General features: G+C 45.5%; 14 protein-coding genes and 1 pseudogene. 7 read left to right on the top strand and 8 right to left on the bottom strand.

The window, feature by feature from the left end; translation table 11 throughout:
* Positions 1 to 88 precede the first annotated feature (88 nt).
* On the bottom strand, positions 89 to 658 hold the full coding sequence (locus tag AC5JPY_RS01465) for a TetR/AcrR family transcriptional regulator (RefSeq protein WP_319051687.1): 570 nt from the start codon (positions 656 to 658) through the stop codon (positions 89 to 91).
* A gap of 119 nt (positions 659 to 777) precedes the next feature.
* Here AC5JPY_RS01465 and AC5JPY_RS01470 point away from each other — a divergent pair, with 119 nt between their 5' ends.
* Together AC5JPY_RS01470 and AC5JPY_RS01475 are read left to right on the top strand one after the other, a co-directional pair.
* The gene (locus AC5JPY_RS01470) at positions 778 to 2,217 is read left to right on the top strand and encodes an NAD(P)-binding protein (RefSeq protein WP_493851869.1); all 1,440 of its coding nucleotides are present in this window, start codon (positions 778 to 780) and stop codon (positions 2,215 to 2,217) included.
* 25 nt (positions 2,218 to 2,242) lie between these two features.
* The gene (locus AC5JPY_RS01475) at positions 2,243 to 3,337 is read left to right on the top strand and encodes a DUF2855 family protein (protein ID WP_493851870.1); all 1,095 of its coding nucleotides are present in this window, start codon (positions 2,243 to 2,245) and stop codon (positions 3,335 to 3,337) included.
* Between the two features lie 176 nt (positions 3,338 to 3,513).
* Here AC5JPY_RS01475 and AC5JPY_RS01480 read toward each other — a convergent pair whose 3' ends face one another.
* Positions 3,514 to 4,152 carry a GDSL-type esterase/lipase family protein gene (locus AC5JPY_RS01480; RefSeq protein ID WP_493851871.1) on the bottom strand — a complete coding sequence of 213 codons (639 nt, stop codon included), beginning with the start codon at positions 4,150 to 4,152 and terminating at the stop codon, positions 3,514 to 3,516.
* A 347-nt stretch (positions 4,153 to 4,499) separates the two neighbouring features.
* Here AC5JPY_RS01480 and AC5JPY_RS01485 point away from each other — a divergent pair.
* The 4 genes and pseudogenes from AC5JPY_RS01485 to AC5JPY_RS01500 all read left to right on the top strand — a co-directional run.
* Positions 4,500 to 5,996 (top strand): annotated as a pseudogene (locus AC5JPY_RS01485) (circularly permuted type 2 ATP-grasp protein); the annotation flags it as partial.
* A 138-nt stretch (positions 5,997 to 6,134) separates the two neighbouring features.
* On the top strand, positions 6,135 to 6,767 hold the full coding sequence (locus tag AC5JPY_RS01490; RefSeq protein ID WP_443526639.1) for an alpha-E domain-containing protein: 633 nt from the start codon (positions 6,135 to 6,137) through the stop codon (positions 6,765 to 6,767).
* Positions 6,768 to 6,854: 87 nt separating this feature from the next.
* Positions 6,855 to 7,640, top strand: coding sequence for a transglutaminase family protein (locus tag AC5JPY_RS01495; protein WP_493851872.1), 786 nt, complete (start codon positions 6,855 to 6,857; stop codon positions 7,638 to 7,640).
* 41 nt (positions 7,641 to 7,681) lie between these two features.
* Positions 7,682 to 8,422 carry a proteasome-type protease gene (locus tag AC5JPY_RS01500; protein ID WP_493851873.1) on the top strand — a complete coding sequence of 247 codons (741 nt, stop codon included), beginning with the start codon at positions 7,682 to 7,684 and terminating at the stop codon, positions 8,420 to 8,422.
* A 61-nt stretch (positions 8,423 to 8,483) separates the two neighbouring features.
* Here the strand turns inward: AC5JPY_RS01500 and uvrA are convergent, their stop codons facing one another.
* The 5 genes from uvrA to yghU all read right to left on the bottom strand — a co-directional run bounded on the left by uvrA (position 8,484) and on the right by yghU (position 17,387).
* Entirely contained in the window at positions 8,484 to 11,051 is a 2,568-nt protein-coding gene (gene uvrA / locus AC5JPY_RS01505) for an excinuclease ABC subunit UvrA (protein ID WP_493851874.1), read from the bottom strand.
* Between the two features lie 243 nt (positions 11,052 to 11,294).
* Positions 11,295 to 12,539: a DUF819 family protein gene (locus AC5JPY_RS01510; protein WP_493851875.1), complete on the bottom strand. Its 1,245-nt coding sequence runs from the start codon at positions 12,537 to 12,539 to the stop codon at positions 11,295 to 11,297.
* A gap of 269 nt (positions 12,540 to 12,808) precedes the next feature.
* On the bottom strand, positions 12,809 to 14,470 hold the full coding sequence (csdA, locus tag AC5JPY_RS01515; RefSeq protein WP_493851876.1) for a DEAD/DEAH box helicase CsdA: 1,662 nt from the start codon (positions 14,468 to 14,470) through the stop codon (positions 12,809 to 12,811).
* A 569-nt stretch (positions 14,471 to 15,039) separates the two neighbouring features.
* Positions 15,040 to 16,317, bottom strand: coding sequence for a DUF1176 domain-containing protein (locus tag AC5JPY_RS01520; RefSeq protein ID WP_493851877.1), 1,278 nt, complete (start codon positions 16,315 to 16,317; stop codon positions 15,040 to 15,042).
* A 230-nt stretch (positions 16,318 to 16,547) separates the two neighbouring features.
* On the bottom strand, positions 16,548 to 17,387 hold the full coding sequence (gene yghU, locus AC5JPY_RS01525; protein WP_493851878.1) for a glutathione-dependent disulfide-bond oxidoreductase: 840 nt from the start codon (positions 17,385 to 17,387) through the stop codon (positions 16,548 to 16,550).
* 384 nt (positions 17,388 to 17,771) lie between these two features.
* Between yghU and AC5JPY_RS01530 the strand changes: the two genes are divergently transcribed.
* Positions 17,772 to 19,148, top strand: a complete 1,377-nt coding sequence (locus AC5JPY_RS01530; RefSeq protein WP_493851879.1) for a DHA2 family efflux MFS transporter permease subunit — start codon at positions 17,772 to 17,774, stop codon at positions 19,146 to 19,148.
* 193 nt (positions 19,149 to 19,341) lie between these two features.
* Here the strand turns inward: AC5JPY_RS01530 and bfr are convergent, their stop codons facing one another.
* Positions 19,342 to 19,824 (bottom strand): bacterioferritin, encoded by a 483-nt coding sequence (bfr, locus tag AC5JPY_RS01535; protein WP_443526441.1) that lies wholly within the window; start codon positions 19,822 to 19,824, stop codon positions 19,342 to 19,344.
* Positions 19,825 to 19,848: the final 24 nt, after the last annotated feature.

A 19,848-nucleotide genomic window follows, 5' to 3' on the forward strand; every position in this document is an offset into this window, starting at 1 on the left:
TATATTTATCATATCATACTAATTTACAAATTTATGAGCGTTATATTACTCATAAAACTGTATTATTTTTTACCTTATTCATCCTCTTCTAACCTATCGAATCAAGCTGTACTTCAACCACACGCAGCGCCATTGATTTCCAGTCCAAGTCCAAACCATCAGTAAATACCACATGATGACTGATACTGACGTACCCGTGCACAATTGCCCATATGTCTAGAGCGATTTGCTGACGCTCTATCATACTCGTATCTTCGGATAAGTAAGATCCTGCGACTCGTACCAATTTTGCAAATGCGCTGTCCCGTGCAGCAATGGCTTCCTCTGATGGCTGATAGCCTGCATCAGACTCTCCAAAAATTAGCCGGTAATGCGCTTCATATTTTTCAGCCACGTTGAGATACCCCAAGCACGACTCTAGTACTTGCGCTTTGCTGGCTCTGCCATCATCAGGTATGACATCCATGGCTTCACGTACCAGATGAAACCCCTCGATATACAATGCATCTAATATGCCCTGCTTACCTTGGAAATGACTGTATATGCCGATGGTAGATAGTCCTGCACGCTTAGAGATAGCACGTACACTCAAAGCACTCCCGCCACCCTCCAAAAACAGTTGGGAGGCTGCATTTAGGATTTTAGTTCTAGCGTCCATTAGATTCTCACTATGTCTTGACAATTATAACAGTGTTATTTTAGTATATAACACTGTTATATACAAACAGTTGTTATTAAATATCATGGATGAATCATTACCTTAGGAGCAAGGATGCGATGAGTATTCAACAACTAGAAACGGACTACCTAATTATAGGCAGTGGTGCAGTCGGCATGGCTTTTGCTGACGTATTGCTAGCAGAGACAGATGCCAATATCGTTATCGTTGATAAGCATCATAAGCCAGGCGGTCATTGGAATGATGCCTATTCATTTGTCACACTACATCAGCCATCATCATTCTATGGCGTCAGTTCGCGCGAGCTGTGCGGCGGTACCCTTGATAATATAGGCTTAAATAAAGGGTTGTCTGAGCTAGCGACAGGCGCTGAGATCATGTCTTACTACGATAAAGTCATGCGGCATACCTTTTTACCTAGCGGGCGCGTCCAGTACTTCCCTATGTGTGAGTATCAAGGAGACGGTCACTTTACGTCATTGCTGTCAGGCACTACTCACAAGGTCAAGGTCAATAAAAAAATCATCGATGGTACCTACTTTAAAACCTCCGTGCCAGCAACCCACACGCCAAGTTTTGATATTGCTGATGGCGTCAAGTTTGGTCCATTGAACGACTTACCAAACCTAACTGAACCATGCGATGTTTATGTGGTGGTTGGTGGCGGCAAAACAGGCATTGATGCGGTGTTATGGCTATTAGAAAACCAAATTGATCCCGATCAGATCACGTGGATTATGCCTAGGGATGCTTGGTTGATTGATCGTAAAAACACCCAACCATCACGCGACTTCTTTATGCATACTATTGGGGCACAGGCGACTCAAGCAGAGGCAATTGCTGAAGCTAAAAGTATCAGCGATTTGTTTGATCGTTTAGAGCAAGGTGGCGTGTTGATGCGCATCGATCCAAATGTACGACCGAAAATGTTCCATGGTGCCACCGTCAGTAGTGAGGAGATAAAACAGCTACGCCGAGTCAAAAACATCATACGTAAGGGCCGCATCACTCGCATAGATAAAGACACCATTCATTTTTCTGATACGCATATCCCAACGACGACCAACACTATGCATATTGATTGCTCTGCCCGTGCGGTACCAGTAACAGAGACCTATACCGTATTTCAGGATAACACCATCATCGTACAAAACATGCGTACTTACCAGCCTGTATTTAGTGCCGCATTTATCGCGCACATTGAAGCCAGTTATGATGACGACGCCATCAAAAATAATCTATGCCGCGTGGTACCACTACCCAATCATGACACGGACTGGTTGGTAGGTATCGTGGCACAAATGCAAAACCAGATGCGCTGGTCACAAGAGCCTGCACTACGTGAATGGTTGGTGAACAATCGCTTGGATGGTTTTACCAAGTTGGTACAGCCCTGTGAGAGTAGAACGCCTGAAGAGCTGGCTATCTTGCAGCGTCTAAAAAAATCGATGCCACAAGCTGCTGCCAATATGTCCAAACTGATGGGTGAAGTCATGCAAATCAATGCAGAGCGTCAAACTAATACTACCCACGCCTAAACAGATAGTTACCAAGGAGATAGACATGCGAGAATTTCAAACCAATAAATCAGATTTTTCTAAAGCACGTTTACAGGAAACGCCGGCATGTACCCTCAATGAGGGCGAAGTACGTGTCAAAGTTGATCGCTTTGCCTTTACGGCTAATAATATTACTTACGCTGTCATGGGTAATCAGCTGCGATATTGGCAGTTTTTCCCGCCGAATGGTGACGAGCCTGAAAAATGGGGCATCATTCCAGTATGGGGATTTGGTGATGTTGTGGAGTCTAGTAGCGATGCCCTACCTGTTGGTGAACGTCTATTCGGTTATTTCCCGCCAGCGAACGAGCTGATCATCACGCCCAAACGCGTCACGCAAACCAATCTGATGGATGGTAGCACCCACCGCGCCGAGCTACCCCCTGGTTATAACTTATATCAGCGCGTCAATCACGAACGAGGTTATGATCGCGCCAATGATAACCAGCGGATGCTGCTCTTTGTACTGCATCTAACTTCATTTTGCTTATATGACTTATTAAAGAGTAATGATTGGTTTGATGCAGAGCAGATCGTTATCATCAGTGCCTCGAGCAAGACCAGTATAGGTTTGGCATACGGTCTGGCCGAGGATACAGATGCCCCGCATGTCGTCGGTCTTACCTCGGACCGCCATACAGACTTCGTTGATTCGATTGATGCTTATGACAGTGTATTGAGCTATGACGCTCTTGAGCGAATTGATGAAACCAAACCTACTGTTATTGTAGATATGTCAGCCAATACCGATATCCTGAGTAGGCTACATAAGCACTTAGGCGACAACATGCGTTACACCAGCAATGTCGGTCTTACCCATTGGGATGAGCCGAGACATTCTGAGGGCATCATTCAAGCGCGTAGTCAGCAGTTCTTTGCACCCAGTCATGTGCAGCAGCGTATGAAAGAATGGGGCCCTGAAGCGTTCAATGAGCGCTCTATGCGCTACATTATGATGAGCATGGCAAAGACCAGTTCATGGCTGAACATTCAAGAGCTTGACGGAGTAGATGGTCTATTGAGTGCTTATCAAGATATCTGTGATGGCAAGATAGATGCTGATAAAGGCTTAGTGGTTGTCATGAAGGATGAAGATTAATATACGTCAAAGTGACTGTTTATTCGTTACTAATAACTAATTAGCTGCTAATAACATTATATAAAAAAGCAGAGAGCCAATTGCTGCGCTCGCTGCTTTTTTGTGTTGGGTCTTTATTGGGAAGTCTCAAGTTAAGGTTTTAGAGACTATAACTTCAAGACCTGAGCTGAACAAGCTCAAGGCGCCAAACCTTCCTCTTGTAAGTAGTCATGCAGTCCTTCTGCAAACTGACGATATCCTATAGCATTGGCATGGATTCTATCGGATTTTAGTGTGTCATCAGATAGTACCGCTGACCAGCCGCCTGAGTATAGCGGTATGTCCTTCTCATCAGCCACCTCTTCATACAACGGATTGTCACTCACCTTACCAAATAATGCACTGGCACTTAGGTATGGTTCAGCAATAAGGACGACATCAATATTTGCAGAGTGTAAGGTGTCAACCGTTCGCTCAATATTGGCACGGGTCGTATCAGGCTTAATACGCTGTAATACATCGTTACCGCCCACCCCAAGCAGTACCAAATCAGGGGACTGTTTGGTGATATCTTCTACTCGAGCCAGCACATCGGCAGAGGTATCACCGTTGACACCTGCATTCACCACTTCCCACTGGCTCAAGTCAGCAAGCACGCTAGGGTAAGCTGTCTCTGTACTAGCACCATAGCCATAGGTGAGTGAGTCCCCAAGCGCTATCACCGTACTACCAGCGGGCAATACCTGGTTCTGTGGTTCACTACTGCACCCAGTCAACCCGATACCAAATGAAAGTCCTATACTCGCCAGCAGCGAAAACCGTCCCCGTAGCTTCATGCCTGCTCCTATTCTTATACAATTAAATTAAATTTATCATCATCAAGCTGTTATTTTCTAAAACCTATTATTTAACTCTTGTTGTATGTTACTCAGTAACCGTTGTATAGTTCATACAGGAGATAGACTGCCTGTTGGGCGAAATACAAGTGCTACCTAGCTTAGCACAGACAGCGTAGTCGTCATAAAGTATAACTTTACCAAGGATACGTGAGGTACTTATGAACAAAAAATCATCTCAATCCCAGTCTCAGAGTCAATCTCAAGAAGACTCTTCAAAAGATCAAACCAAAGAACAAAGTCAGACGCAAAACTCGAATAAAGCCAAAGCCACCTCTGACACCAGTATAAAAAACAAAGACAAGGATAACGTTTCGGAGCAAGCGCAAAACCAATCACAAAATTCAGCAGATACCACTCCCTCACAAGCACCCAGCTTTGATGAACTCCAAATAAGCGAAGGTCAGTATCGTCCAGTTGCACAGGCCGTTGGTAATTGGCTTGATAACATTAATATGGATGCCCTCAATTATCTAAACGAACAGGCAGAAAACATCTTTTACCGCAAAGGGGTTACCTTCACGGTCTATAGCGATGCCAAGAATATTGAACGTATGATTCCGTTTGATATTATTCCGCGTATTATTGCCGCGAGTGAGTGGAAACAAATAGAGGCTGGCTGCAAGCAACGTATTACCGCTCTGAATGCTTTTTTGCATGATATTTACCATGACCAAGCCATTATGAAAGCCGATATCGTACCTGCCAGCTATGTGTATGCCAGTGGCTGCTATGAGCCATGGATGATGGGTATTGAACTCGACAAACCGATCTACTCACATATCAGTGGTATCGATTTGATTCGAGACGAGTCGGGTAAGTTTTGTGTTCTAGAGGACAATTTGCGTACACCATCAGGTGTCTCATATATGCTTGAAAGCCGTAACATATCAGAGACACTACTGTCCGACATGTTCGCTGATACTCCTATTATGGGTATTAGCGACTACCCTAGCCGTCTTAAAGCCTGTCTTGCCAGCTCAACCTCCAAATATGATCCACAAGTCGTCATTTTGACCCCAGGACGTTTCAACAGTGCCTATTATGAGCATGCCTTCTTAGCACATGAGATGAATGTACCACTTGTACATGGCTATGACCTGGTCGTTGAGGACAGCAAAGTCTATATGCAGGGTATTCGAGGTAAGGTACAGGTCGATGTGATCTATCGCCGCATTGATGATCCCTATATTGACCCGCTCGCCTTTCAGTCTGACTCTATCTTGGGTGTGTCAGGATTGATGAGTGCGTACCGTGCTGGCAACGTGGTTATCGTAAATGCACCAGGTACAGGCGTGGCAGACGATAAGAGTCTCTACCCCTTTGTACCAGATATGATCAAGTTTTATTTGAATGAAGAGCCTATCTTACCCAATATCGAAACTTACCAATGCCGTAAACCTGACGATCTTAAGTACGTGCTTGATAACCTAGACAAACTGGTGGTAAAAGAAACGCAAGGCTCAGGTGGCTACGGAATGCTCATTGGCCCAACCTCAACCAAAAAAGAAATCGAAGACTATCGCGTACGCTTGCTTGAAAACCCAGCCGGCTTCATTGCCCAGCCAACCATCTCGCTCTCGACCAACCCTACGGCTGTAAGCGACGGTATCGCGCCGCGACATATCGACTTGCGTCCCTTTATTCTCAGTCACGGTGATGGCACGGTAGATATTGTGCCGGGCGGATTGACCCGCGTGGCCATGGTTGAGGGCTCTTTAGTCGTCAACTCATCACAAGGCGGCGGTATCAAAGACACTTGGATTGTCGATGACAGTCATTCAGAGACTCAGCCAGCTGGCAAGTGTACATCTTTATCATCAGTCGACGCCAATGCGTCAAACAACGTTTCAGGGCATGCAAACTACTATGATCGCGTACAACCCTTGGAGGCAGGTTACGAGAGTTTAGACGATGCACCTATGATACTGCTACTCTCTACCGCCAGTCATTTAATATGGCTAGGTCGATACAGCGAACGCCTTTATCACTATGACGATGTCATGAAACAGCTCATCAAAGGTGATCTCAAAAAATCTCAGGTCAAACATCTGATTAGTCACTTAGGGTTCAATGCCGATAGTGAAGAGTCCCTTAGAGCCATGAAAGTACAAATGGTGTCTGATCTGGAACAAAACATCATTCCCAATATCGTGCAGTCGATTGAAGACAATGTACAAGAAGCCAAAGGTGTCATTGGTAAAGATACGGCTGAGCTCTATAACTTGATTAAGCGTCTATCAAGTGCTGGTACTTATCGCGCCGCGACTTTGCAGCTACATGCGTGTAATGCGGCGATGAAGCAAGAGAATCCGACAGTGACTTGTTTTTGGCAATTAGGTCGTCACTTTGAACAGCTTGAGCGAGCCGTCTTGTTGCAGGAGGACTCAATAGAGATCAGTCTTGACTTTAAGTACTGGATCAATCAATTACCAGAGAACACACGCTGGCGTGAGCTTATCCGCTTGACTAACCAGATGATTCGATCGAAGAAATTTAGTGACTTTGAGCTGATTAGCAAGGAGTTCAACCTCATACTGCGTCAGGGTGTATAGAAGGTGTCTAGCCAATAACTAAGAGTAATTGCTTATTGAGACATACGAAATAAACAAAAAATAGAAAGATGCTATAAGGAAAATGCCATGAAACTTCAAATCAGTCATCAAACCAACTATTATTACGATGAGCTGGCGCAGCGTAGTGTACAGTATATACGCATGACCCCTATGCAAATGCCGCACCAAACCATCCATAAATGGAATGTCATGCTGCCTAAAGTGGCAACCAGCCAAAAGGACGGTTTTGGTAATGACTGGCTCACGCTCAGTCGTAACGAGGCACATAACAACTTACAGATGCAAGCATCTGGTGTCGTTGAGATCAACACCGAAACCGAACGCTTGGAGGACATGGATCATGTCCCCTACCTGCTATTTACGGTACAAACCCCGCTGACTAAATGCTCACAAGCAATGCGCGAATTTGCAGCGCCGTATCTAAAAACGCCTACCCATGACAGCCTAAAATCTATGGCAAATGCACTCATCATGAAAATGCCTTTTGTCAAAGATGTCACGCATGTGGGCACAACTGCTGCAGAGTCTTTTGCGATTGGTGCAGGTGTGTGCCAAGATCATACGCATGTATTTTTGAGTGTCCTACGAGATCAACAGATTCCAGCGCGCTATGTGTCCGGTTATCTGTACGACGATACCGAAAACCATATGGCGAGTCACGCGTGGGCTGAGGTGTGGCTAGAGGGTTATTGGTATACTTTTGATATTTCAAATCAGGCATTCACGCCAAGCTCACACGTGTATGTGGCTATTGGACGAGATTATCTAGACACGGCACCTGTGCGCGGCGTACGAATGGGCGGCGGCTACGAAAATCTTTACAGTCTTGTACTGGTCACAAAGCTATCATAGCGTTTGCTATTTTTATTACATTTATTTATTGAGGATACCTTATGACCTATTGTGCTGCCATTCGTCTAAAAGACGGTATGGTTTTTGCCAGTGACACGCGCACTAATGCTGGTGTTGATCACATATCGACATTTAGAAAACTGTATCAATACGGAATTGAAGGCGAGCGCTTCATGGTGCTGCAAACTGCTGGTAGCTTAGCGACATCGCAAGCGGTATTCAACAAACTACAAAACGACATTGATCAGCGTCTTGAGAGTAATCTTAATACGGTCGCCACTTTGTTTGATGCTGCGCAAATGGTTGGTGAATGTATGCGTGAAAAAATGAACTATGCCAAATCAGTCGCCAATTCTAGTCGCGATGGTGCTTTTACCAGCTCATTTATGCTTGGTGGTCAAATCAAAGGGCAGCCCCCTGAGCTATACCTGATTTATCCTGAAGGCAATTGCATCAAAGCCACAGAAGACACGCCGTTTTTTCAGTTGGGTGAAAGCAAGTATGGCAAACCTATTTTGGATCGTTCTGTCAGCTATAACACGGATGTGAGACATGCAGCTCGCGCCTTGATGCTCTCATTCGACTCAACCATTCAATCAAACTTGTCAGTAGGTATGCCTATAGATTTTGTGCTTTATGACAATAATAGTTTAACCTTACCAGTAGACCGCCGTATCGATGAGAATGATGAATACTTTAATACGATTCGTCATCAATGGTCAGAGGCGCTACGTCGCACTTTGGTTGAATTGCCCAAATGTCCTGATGGTTATTGGGGATAGTATTTTCTACTAGGGCGTGCCCTCAAACCCAATTTAAAGACCGGTCGTCATATCCATAACATCACACCAGCAAAAACGGTGCGGTACGACTGTCTTTTGATTGGGCTACTTCTTCTGGCGTCCCTTGAGCGACAATCAGCCCGCCTGCATCACCAGCCCCCGGTCCAATATCAATCATCCAGTCGCTATTGCTAGCCACCTGCATATCATGCTCAACCATGATGACTGTGTTGCCTGCATCGACGAGACCATTTAACTGAGTCATCAGCATGGACACATCAGCAGGATGTAGTCCTGTGGTTGGCTCATCTAGTATATAAAGGGTATCACCTCGCTGGGTGCGTTGCAGCTCGGTAGCAAGTTTAATTCGCTGGGCTTCACCGCCTGATAGCTCAGTAGCCGGCTGACCTAAGCGTAAATATCCAAGCCCAACCTGTAGCAACGCATCTAGGGCACGCAGTATAGGCGCTTCATCAGCAAAAAACTCATGAGCGGCTTCAACCGTTAAGTTTAATACCTCAGCGATGTTTTTGTCTCGATACGTGATAGCAAGCGTCTCGTCATCATAGCGCTGTCCATGACAGACTTGGCAAGGCGCATAGACGCTTGGTAGAAATAATAGCTCCACACTAACAAAGCCTAAACCTTCACAGTTTGGGCAGCGTCCTTTGGTCGTATTAAACGAAAACCTGCCAGCATCATAACCGCATGCTTTTGCTTGCTCGGTTGCGGCAAATATCTTGCGTACGTTATCGAACAGCCCTGTATAGGTTGCTAGGTTCGAGCGTGGCGTCCGTCCGATCGCTTTTTGATTGATATTGATAAGGCGGCGTATATGCTCCATGCCAGCAACAATCCCCCCGCCGGTTACCGACTCAAGCTCTTGTTCAAGCAAATCAGCCTCACCTACTGGCGCCTCTGTAATTGTTTTTTGTCCCAGCGCTCCATTGATAAGATCAACCAGCGCTTGGCTGACGAGGCTTGATTTGCCCGATCCTGATACCCCTGTGACGCTCGTCATCACCCCAAGCGGAAACTCAACGTCTAAATCTGCTATGTTGTTTCGCTCGATACTTGCAAGCTTAAGCCATGCTGAGGGTTGCCTTGTATTAGATTTTGACTGAGCATTAGATGTCTTATCGGCAAAGAGGTATCGACCCGTATGCGACTGCGTGACGTTATGTAGCCCCTCTACAGGACCGCTATAGACAATCTCACCGCCACGCGTACCCGCTTTTGGCCCAACATCAACCACCCAATCAGCATGTCTGATGACACTGACATCATGCTCAACGACAAACACAGAATTACCTGCAGCAATCAGCTCATCTAACGCCCCAAGTAGTGCTTGCGTGTCGGCAGGATGCAGTCCAGCTGATGGCTCATCAAGGACATAAACGACCCCGAACAGCTGCGAGCGAATTTGAGTGGCTAACCGCAGGCGCTGTAGCTCACCAGGAGAGAGTGTCGGAGTGGTACGTTCAAGCGAGAGATAACCCAAACCGAGCCTTGTCAACGCCTCAACACGAGAAAGGATATCGCTGGCAATACGCTGAGCGACAATAGCCTTTTCGCGGTTTGGGGTGTTATCAGCGATTTTGGTACGCGCAGTTTTCTCTAGTTTTTTTGCCATATCTGTAAGCGTAAGCTGTGAGAGCTCACCGATATCGAGACCTGCAAATTTTACTGCTAACGATTCTTTTTTTAGTTTTTTGCCGTGGCACTCTGGGCACTCAGATATCTGCATAAACTGCGAGACACGTTTTTTGGTACGCGGGCTTTGGGTAGTGGCAAAGGAGTGTAATATAAAATTTTTGGCACTGGTGAACGTACCCATGTAGTTTGGCTTTTCGCCCTTTTCAATCGCTTCCCGTGTTTGCTCGATATTGTATTCAGGATAGACAGGCACTGTTGGCGTCTCGTCCGTGAACAAAATCCAGTCACGCGTTTTCTTCGGTAATGTATGCCATGGTTTATCAATGTCATAGCCTAGTGTGGTCAATATACGGCTAAGATTTTGCCCTTGCCATGCTGGTGGCCACGCCGCAATCGCACGTTCACGTATAGTCTTGGTGTTGTCTGGAACCAATAATTCTTCGGTAACTTCAAACACACGGCCAATCCCCGAGCAGGTCGGACAAGCACCATCTGGTGTATTGGGCGAGAAAGCATCGGCATATAGTATTTCTTGCTCTGCTGGATAATCCCCTGCACGCGAGTACAGCATACGCAAACCATTCGATATCGTCGTCACACTACCCACAGAAGATCGTACCGAAGGTGTCCCTCGCTGCTGCTGCAACGCGACTGCTGGCGGCAACCCTTCTATAGCATCAACATCTGGCTCATCAACCTGATCAATCAGTCGTCTAGCATAAGGCGACACCGAATCAAGATAGCGACGTTGTGATTCGGCAAATAATGTCCCAAATGCCAATGATGATTTTCCTGAGCCTGATATACCAGTAAAGACCACCAACGCGTTACGCGGTAAATCAACATCAATATTTTTTAGATTATGAACGCGTGCACCTCTAACCTGAATATTTTCTTGATCAGGGTTGTATAGAGCATTTTTCACTGCGCTAGTCTTATTGACCGTCTTTTCTATTTCTTTTGGGTTGACCATAATGCTATTTTCCTATTTAGTCGTATTGATTCCTGACATGTTTAGTTGTCTGTATTCTTAGTTATCTTTATTTGATTAGCAGAAATACTAACACGTACCTATGCAAGGCCATGGCTGGACTTACGTATCAATAGCATAGATAGACAAAACAATAACTCAAGCTCTCCAGTATTTAGTAATAAAAAACCCACATTGATGCAGGTTTTATTTAGTACTAAAGTTAGGATAACAGTGACTTGTAGGTTAAGACACGACCAACCGCATCAACTGGGTACTGATATAACCGCCAAACGTCCCGACGGCATAACCCAAAATACCCAAGAATACACCAACGGGCGCCAGCGACGGATGAAATGCAGTTGCAACAATAGGCGCAGAGGATGCACCACCCGTATTGGCATTGGAGCCAACTGCCAGAAAGAAAAATGGTGCGCGAATGAGTCTAGCGACGGCAAAGATAATCACGACGTGGATACTCATCCATAGTAAGCCGATGAGTAGTAAGCGCCACTGAGAGACGATCCCGGCCAGATTAATTTGCATACCGATCGCAGCGATCAGCACAAAGATGAATACCGTCCCTACTTTGGATGCGCCTATATGGTCAAGGCGACGAATTTTGGTGAACGAAAATACCACCCCTATCAAGGTGATAATGACAACCATCCAAAAAAATGAACTGGCAAAGCTATATTGTACTGCCCATTTGTATGGCGCAAAGAAGGCAGCAATTTGTCCACCAACAAAGTGTGCGACCCCAACCATGGCAAAACATAAGCCAAACATCACCATCAAATCATTGATAGTCGCTGGGCGGGCATGATCGCGCTCATAGCTCTCGACAGCTTTAATGACTTTATCGATACTACTGGTATCCGCCCTTAAGAACCGATCAATCTTTGCACTATGCTTTGCCATCACCAAAATAGCGAGTAGCCACAATGAGGCGTTGGTAGCATCGACCAAAATCATCATACCAAACAAATCATCACTGACCCCAAACAGCTCTTTCATGGCCGCTTGGTTAGCTGCGCCGCCGATCCAGCTACCCGCTACTGCAGAAAACCCGCGCCATAACGTATCGTCAGTGAACATTGCAGGTGATACCCATTTTGCAATCCCTAAGCTTATAGGTCCACTGATAACAATAGCGATACTAGCAGCAAAGAACATGGCAATGGCCTTCCAGCCTAAGCCCAATATCTTGGGTACGTCCATGGATAGCGTCATCAGTAGCAAACTGGCTGGCAACAGGTACGTAGCGGTAAACCCATAAATCTGCGAACCAACCCCGTCAGCGAATACCCCTAAGCTGTTTAGAGTTGCTGGGATGAAGCAGCAGAGTACAATACCAGGCAATACCGCATAAAACCGCCGCCAAAACTTACCCGGCAATCCTTGAGTATAAAAAACCAGACCGATGATGGCCATGATAATACCAAAGGCCAATGGCAAGTTATCGATTGCTAGATTTGAGGTGGCAGGCATCAACGTGCTCCAAGACAGACAATAGACAAAAGTAAATCAGTATAGACAAGGCAAAAAACTCGCGCAAGCAGCCATCAATGATTAATTTGCTGAATGCACTTTGATTGAAATAGCAAAACCACAGTAGCAACAGTACTTACTAGATGCCTAAAAGTATGACAAGTCCACATAAAAAACAGACACGCACAAAAAAGCCAGATAACAAGTATCTGGCTTTTTTACTATCATATTTAAGCGATCAATGACACTAATCGCTCAATATAGCTGTATTACGAGTTGTTACCACGGTTGCCGCCGTTTGAACGACCTTGGCCACGGCTGTCAGAACGACCCGCTGGACGACCTTGGCTACCGCTTGGACGACCGCGACCTGTTGCAGCGCGCTCACCACGTGGAACACCATTGCTATCGCCACGGCTAGGACCACCAGTACGCTTGCCTTGATACGGCTTGCCGCCTGAACGCTCATTTGGTTTGCCAGATGAGTCACGTGACTTACCTTGATAACCGCTGTCGTTACTCGCACGTTGGCCAGTTGAGGCGCTATCGCTTGAACGACCACGGCCACCGCCACTAGATTTGCCAGCATAGCCACCGCTTGAACGACCACGACCTTGACCACCACCGTTAGAGCGACCACGGCCACGGCCACGACCTTTACCTTTGTTTTCGCTAGGTACGTACGTTTTCTTAGGCTCCATACCTTCGATAACACATACTTCCATCTTACGATCTAAGTAACGGTTGATGGCGTTTAGCTGTGGACGATCATCCATGCTACATAGGCTGATAGCCACACCAGTACGGCCAGCACGGCCACAACGACCGATACGATGGACGTAGTCTTCTGTCTGGCGTGGTAAATCATAGTTGATGACGTGTGAGATGGCTGGTACGTCTAGACCACGAGCGGCAACATCAGTCGCTACTAGGATTTTGCATTTACCATTACGCAAGTCTTGAACAATACGGTTACGCTTGCTTTGTGGCAAGTCACCATGTAAGAAGCTTGCTTTATGACCGGCTTCTTGTAGCTGTTTTGCCAGTTTTTCAGTACTGCGTTTGGTCGCAGCAAAGATAATGATTTGTTCCATATCTTTATGGCAAACAATCTTATCAAGCAATTTGTTTTTGTGTTCAAAGTCATCACAATAGTACACTTTTTCTTCGATGTGTGCAGATTCTACTTTGATAGAAACACGCTCAGGGTTCTTAGTGAAGCTTGCCGCGATTTTACCTACTGGGCCATCCCAAGTCGCTGAACACATGATGGTTTGACGATCTGTTGGCGCTGCACGAAGGATGTCACTGATATCATCAGCAAAACCCATGTCTAGCATGCGATCCGCTTCATCAAGTACCAATACTTCTAGGTTTGACAAGTCAACACGGCCTGCATTGATATGGTCAAGCAAACGACCAGGAGTCGCAACGATAACTTGAACGCCTTTTTTCAAAGCAGTGATCTGACCGTTGTATGGCGCGCCGCCAACTAGTGGCACACAGAACAAACCGCGCATGTCTTTAGAGTAGGTACGTACGCTATCGTGTACCTGCTGAGCAAGCTCACGCGTTGGCGTTAGGATAAGTGCTTTAGTTAGCTTGTCAAAGCTAGTCGCACGGCTCAAGCGATCGAGTACAGGAATAACGAATGCGGCTGTTTTACCACTACCCGTTTGCGCTGATAATAGAAGGTCACGACCTGCTAGTGCAAAAGGAATGGCTTGTTCTTGAATAGGGGTTGGATTGGTATAGCCACTGCGATCAAGCGCAGTAAGAATTGGCTTAGCAATGCCAAGATCGGTAAAGGTGACTTTATTTTCTTCAGTGGCGTCAGTAGCAGCCGCTTCAGTATTTGTAGTAGTGTTTGGCGTGTCAGTGCTTTCGATGATACCGTTTTCAGCGGCAATTGTAGATAAGATGTCAGTCATAAGAATCCTTGGTAAGTATAAGCTGCTGTAAATTCAGCAAACTTGATGCATACCACTGATAACCGTTCACCACGCTGCTCTTATTAACTGACGACCGAGCAATATAAAATTGTCGATAGTTAGAAACCAAGCCAATATAGCTTAGCGTCTTTATAATAAATGCGTTCGTGCTGTCTGACGTATTTTGGTGGTAGTGCCGAGTGTCTTATCCTTGCTTGATATACGCTCATTATCGATGCTTTGTCCAAAGCAGATAAAGGCAAACAGCAACCAATCTAGACCCTATTTATGGGGCAGTAGATAAGATATGAGTCAAAAATAACGGATATTGTTATAAAAAGGTTATTTAAGTACACAAAATCATCGGCAACAATTACTTATGGTCATCCTAGACCCAAAATCGCAGGCGATGTTATCAATCTCATAATTCACGATAGCCTGAACTAACGTGGCGACGCAGTATAGCACAATAAAAAATTATATGTACCTATTTCTTCAGATACTGAGTAAATAGGCTTTATATCATCAATATTGAGACTATTAAATAGCTGATGTCATACGATATATGACTATCTGACGACTTTGACATCAGTGACATAGGTCGGTAGCTGCCAAGCACCGCCCGCGTCGATAAGTCGGCAAAGTCCAGTGGTGCTCTCGTGGCTTTTCTCAAACGCGCGTCCTGTCCATACCCAGTCGACTTTGCTCATACAGTCGCCGATACCGCGTCCTTTTTGTACCGAGCTCAGCTTACCTTTGTCGTAGCTTGTGGCACTGGTCGTCACCAATGTCGGTTTATATGGTTTGCTATCATTGAGGACCCATGCACCGCCACCTGCGTTATAAGCGGCTGTCCAGCAATCATGCTGTGCCAGCAATTGTGAACCATTCAAACGACTGACACGCCAAGGAGACTTGTCCGATAGATTTGGGCAGTCGCCATCTACATCCTTCATCGTGCTCTTCATTAATGACGCTAATTGAGAAGACTTCATGACAAATTTTTTGTCATTACTCGAATCAGTTTTACCACTTGGCTCTACAAAACGTAATACTGGTACCGCTCTAGGGGGTAGTACGCTGCTATTCGACTTCGCTATGCCATCACTAGTGATAAAAGCGCTTGGCGTGCCTACTCGTCCTTGGACATCATCAGCTTTTAGCATGACCGCACTAGCGCCTTTGTCTGAAAGCTCCCAGCGTGAGTTACGCAGCGTCAATGTGATCTTACTCGATCTCTGCAGTGCATTGATGAGCGCTGTCACCTGTGCTTGAGTGAGCTCAGCGTTACCTGCCGCTGTAGAGTATGGCTTTGTTTCACCGTAATTTCTGTCATTGATAGATAGGGATATTCGATGACGGTTACCCAACTGCATTAAAGCTTTAGAAGAGCTGTCTCTTGCACCGCCAAGTTTTACCTTGCCATCCACACTGGCATCTGCCCCTGCACGGCGTGTCAACAATATAGATACGGGAAACTCGCTGTTATTTTCTGCTTGATACCCTGCCAGCCGGCAAGTGCGGGTATTGTCACAGACCACTTGCCAGTCTTGACTGGTAAATTCAGTGTGTGCATGTGACACACTCGCTGTACCGAACAATGCAGCCCCGATAGCGGCAATCATGGGTAAGCGCATTTTGTTTTTTGTGCGAAAGACAGAGGCGTTTTTTATTATTTTAGCATCAGACTCCAAATGCCCGTCACTATCCACGTTATGAGCATCACAATTTCGTCCCTTTACATCCATGCGGTGATCAACCTCATTATCATCACTCAAGCCATTGACGCCCAAATGATCAGAACAGCTCAGCAGTGATCCTGTGTTCGTGTTGTTATAGTCCTTCATAGTCATTACCCATCAATCGAATAAGTATAAACACCTGTCCATTACGACAGTAAACCGCTATCTTAACGTACCAATGTTTCTATCTGTTATTCTAATGTAGCATTATGTAAGCATAAAATAAAGTGTACCTCCCTCTTTATATCCATAAATCAGCATTAAAGCAAAAAAGGCTGATAAGTGAACCACTTATCAGCCTTGCTATGATACTTAGACAGCTTACAACGTCTAGGTTAGTTGATTGGCTTTAGCTCTAATGCTATCGCACGTTTGACGGCAGGGCGCTCAGCAATGGCATGAGCCCAGCGCTGTACATGCTTATAGTCTTGTACTTGTAAAAACTCTGCCGCATCGTAGAGCTTACCGAGTACCAACTGTCCATACCATGCCCACACGATCATATCCGCTATATTGTAGTCAGCCTCGTCATTGCCACATAGGTATTGGTTGTCTTTTAGATGAGTATCTAATACATCAAGCTGACGTTTAGTCTCCATTGTATAGCGGTTGATTGGGTACTCTAATGGCTCTGGTGCATAGGCATAGAAGTGTCCAAAGCCGCCACCTAAGAAAGGCGCACTACCCATTTGCCACATAATCCAAGATAGGCAATCTGCTCGCGCTTTGCCTGGTGATAAAGGCAAGAATTTGTCAAACTTTTCTGCCAGGTACATCAAAATAGCACCTGACTCAAAAAGTGCGATAGGCTCGCCCGCGGTATCTGCAGAATGGTCAACCAAGGCTGGAATTTTTGAGTTAGGGTTTATTTCCACAAAGCCAGAGCCAAATTGCTCACCTTGAGAGATATCAATTTTATATGCATCGTACTCAGCGCCACTAATACCAGCTTCAGCCAGCTCCTCTAGTAATATATTTACTTTGACACCATTAGGTGTGTTTAGGGAGTATAGTTGTAGCGGCGCATCCCCTATCGGTAGCTCTTTGTCATAGCGTGCTCCAGATGTTGGGCGATTGATGCTAGCAAACTTACCGCCATTATCTTTATCTTGTGTCCAGACTCTAGGTGGCACGTATTTGTCATTTTGCACATTGTCAGTTGTTTCAGTACTCATAAAATATCCTTAGTGATGACTATTCGTTATTATTCAGCTTGTATTTGCTCTTATTGTTTGGTGACTATCTTCTTAGTCACTCGATAATATGACTGGCTGGCAAGACTTTACTATAACGACAACCTCTACTGACATTAAAGTCCTATCTTGTAATCAATGTTGCGATTCCATGGCTACCATGACGTTAGCCGACTAATAGATACCGTATGGAAAATGCTATAGCGCGCCACATAGTCTATTAGCAGGCTCTGCTATCGCCTCCGTTACCTTGAGTCACTTTTATTATCATTCAGGCTTTCTTATACTACTCAGCTTGTATGGCGCACTCTGATCGCAAACCTACGATCTTTCCTACTTCATAATCAGACCCCTAATGGGATTGACATGCTAACGCTTACCCCGACACAAGATAAATATCTACCCTATGTACTGGCGGTAGCGCTGTTTATGCAAATTTTAGACGCCACTATCTTGAATACCTCATTACCGCAAATGGCGCAAGCATTGGGTGAGTCTCCCTTAAAGATGCAGTGGGCAGTCATCAGTTACGCACTGACATTAGCGATTTTTATTCCTATCAGCGGGTTCTTGGCAGATAAATATGGCACCCGTCGTGTGTTCTTATCAGCGATTGTGATCTTCTGTATTGGCTCAGTACTGTGCGCCGCCTCGCCTACCCTAGATTTTTTGATTGGTTCACGGGTGATACAAGGTATTGGCGGTGCGATGATGACGCCCGTTGCTCGTTTGATATTGGTGAAGTCATACCCACGCAATAAGCTGCTCACCGTCATGAACTTTGCGGTCATACCAGCGTTGGTCGCGCCCTTAGTAGGACCCGTACTGGGCGGCTATATCGTGCAGTATGCCAGCTGGCATTGGATATTTTTGATTAACATACCAATGGGGGTAGCAGGGTTTATCATGGGCAAAAAACTGGTGCCTGCTTTATTTGAAGATACCAAGCGTCTGGATTGGACAGGGTTTTTACTGTTTGCCGCTGCCGCTTGTGGGTTTACGCTTGCCGTCGAGTTTGGTTCACATACAGGGCGCGGACTTTATGGCTTATTATTTGGTTTGGGTGCAAGTTTATTGATGGGCGCCTATGTCTGGCATGCCAAGCGACGATCAACGCCTCTGTTTCCCTTGAGTTTATTTGATATTCGCACCTTTCGTATTGGAATTACTGGTAACCTATTTACCCGCCTTGGTATCAGTGCTGTGCCGTTTTTGCTACCGCTACTGCTACAGGTGGTGTTTGAGTATTCACCCTCGCAAGCAGGGTGGTTGCTCGCCCCCATTGCTGTTGGCGCTATCGGTATCAAGCCTTGGGTTAGCAAAATTATCCAGCGTTTTAGCTATCGCAAGGTTCTGGTATACAACACTTTATTTATGGGCTCTCTCATCATTGTATTGGCGCAGTTCAACGATGCCTCGCAGTGGTTGTGGTTTATACCCATACTAACCGTAATGGGCGCTTGTAACTCAATGCAGTTTAGTGCAATGAACACCATTACTATTGGTGATTTGCAAGGAGCGCAGACCAGTAGCGGGAATAGTTTGATGGCAGTCAATCAGCAGTTAGCTATTAGCTTCGGCATTGCTTTTGGTGCAGCGGTACTAAATATCCTGCGTGAGCGCTTGCAAATGGATACGCTAGTCGCCTTCCAAACCACCTACTGGATATTGGGGATCTTGACGATACTATCAGGGTTATACTTTTTGCGCCTAAAACCTGAAGACGGTCGCGGCTTATATTGAATATTGACGATAACGGTTCTAAAAATACACATCGTTAAAGGTCGTTAAAAGACAATGCTGTCAAAAATCATGTCATAGATGACATCATTACTTTTAGAGGCAAAGCGTACACACATAAAAAAGCCAGCGTATCACTGGCTCAAAACCAATAGTACGCTGGCAAGTTCATATTATGCTTATCTATAATAATGACCTAAGGCGCGTCATCATCGTTGATCTGTGATTGGATATAGCGCTCTGCACCAATACTCTCAATCAGATCTTCTTGGGTCTCTAACCAGTCCTGATATTCCTCATTACCATCTTTCAAAGTGACTAATAGTTGACGAGAGACATAATCAGACTTTGTCTCGCATAGAGTGATGGCATCAGTAATAATACTAAATTTCTGTTTCTCTAAACGTAGATTGCAATCGATGACCTCTGGCACATCTTCACCAACCAACACTTTACCCAGTTCTTGTAAGTTTGGCAGGCCACCTAATAGTAAAATACGCGCAATCAAATCATCTGACCACTTCATCTCAGCAATAGATTGCTTATAGAGTGAATCGTTAAGCGCCTCTAATCCCCAGTGACGAGCGATACGCGCGTGCAAAAAATACTGATTGATTGCAATCAACGACTGCCCAAGCACTTTGTTTAGTGCGCGAATAACTTCTTTATCCCCTCTCATTACCTCTCTCCCTTTCATATTTAT

The sequence above is a fragment of the Psychrobacter sp. H27 genome (assembly GCF_059072655.1).

Bases quoted from the DNA above. Each gene is read 5' to 3' on its own strand.
- AC5JPY_RS01465 (WP_319051687.1), bottom strand. From the start codon at position 658: ATGGACGCTAGAACTAAAATCCTAAATGCAGCCTCCCAACTGTTTTTG.
- AC5JPY_RS01470 (WP_493851869.1), top strand. From the start codon at position 778: ATGAGTATTCAACAACTAGAAACGGACTACCTAATTATAGGCAGTGGT.
- AC5JPY_RS01475 (WP_493851870.1), top strand. From the start codon at position 2,243: ATGCGAGAATTTCAAACCAATAAATCAGATTTTTCTAAAGCACGTTTA.
- AC5JPY_RS01480 (WP_493851871.1), bottom strand. From the start codon at position 4,152: ATGAAGCTACGGGGACGGTTTTCGCTGCTGGCGAGTATAGGACTTTCA.
- AC5JPY_RS01490 (WP_443526639.1), top strand. From the start codon at position 6,135: ATGATACTGCTACTCTCTACCGCCAGTCATTTAATATGGCTAGGTCGA.
- AC5JPY_RS01495 (WP_493851872.1), top strand. From the start codon at position 6,855: ATGAAACTTCAAATCAGTCATCAAACCAACTATTATTACGATGAGCTG.
- AC5JPY_RS01500 (WP_493851873.1), top strand. From the start codon at position 7,682: ATGACCTATTGTGCTGCCATTCGTCTAAAAGACGGTATGGTTTTTGCC.
- uvrA (WP_493851874.1), bottom strand. From the start codon at position 11,051: ATGGTCAACCCAAAAGAAATAGAAAAGACGGTCAATAAGACTAGCGCA.
- AC5JPY_RS01510 (WP_493851875.1), bottom strand. From the start codon at position 12,539: ATGCCTGCCACCTCAAATCTAGCAATCGATAACTTGCCATTGGCCTTT.
- csdA (WP_493851876.1), bottom strand. From the start codon at position 14,470: ATGACTGACATCTTATCTACAATTGCCGCTGAAAACGGTATCATCGAA.
- AC5JPY_RS01520 (WP_493851877.1), bottom strand. From the start codon at position 16,317: ATGAAGGACTATAACAACACGAACACAGGATCACTGCTGAGCTGTTCT.
- yghU (WP_493851878.1), bottom strand. From the start codon at position 17,387: ATGAGTACTGAAACAACTGACAATGTGCAAAATGACAAATACGTGCCA.
- AC5JPY_RS01530 (WP_493851879.1), top strand. From the start codon at position 17,772: ATGCTAACGCTTACCCCGACACAAGATAAATATCTACCCTATGTACTG.
- bfr (WP_443526441.1), bottom strand. From the start codon at position 19,824: ATGAGAGGGGATAAAGAAGTTATTCGCGCACTAAACAAAGTGCTTGGG.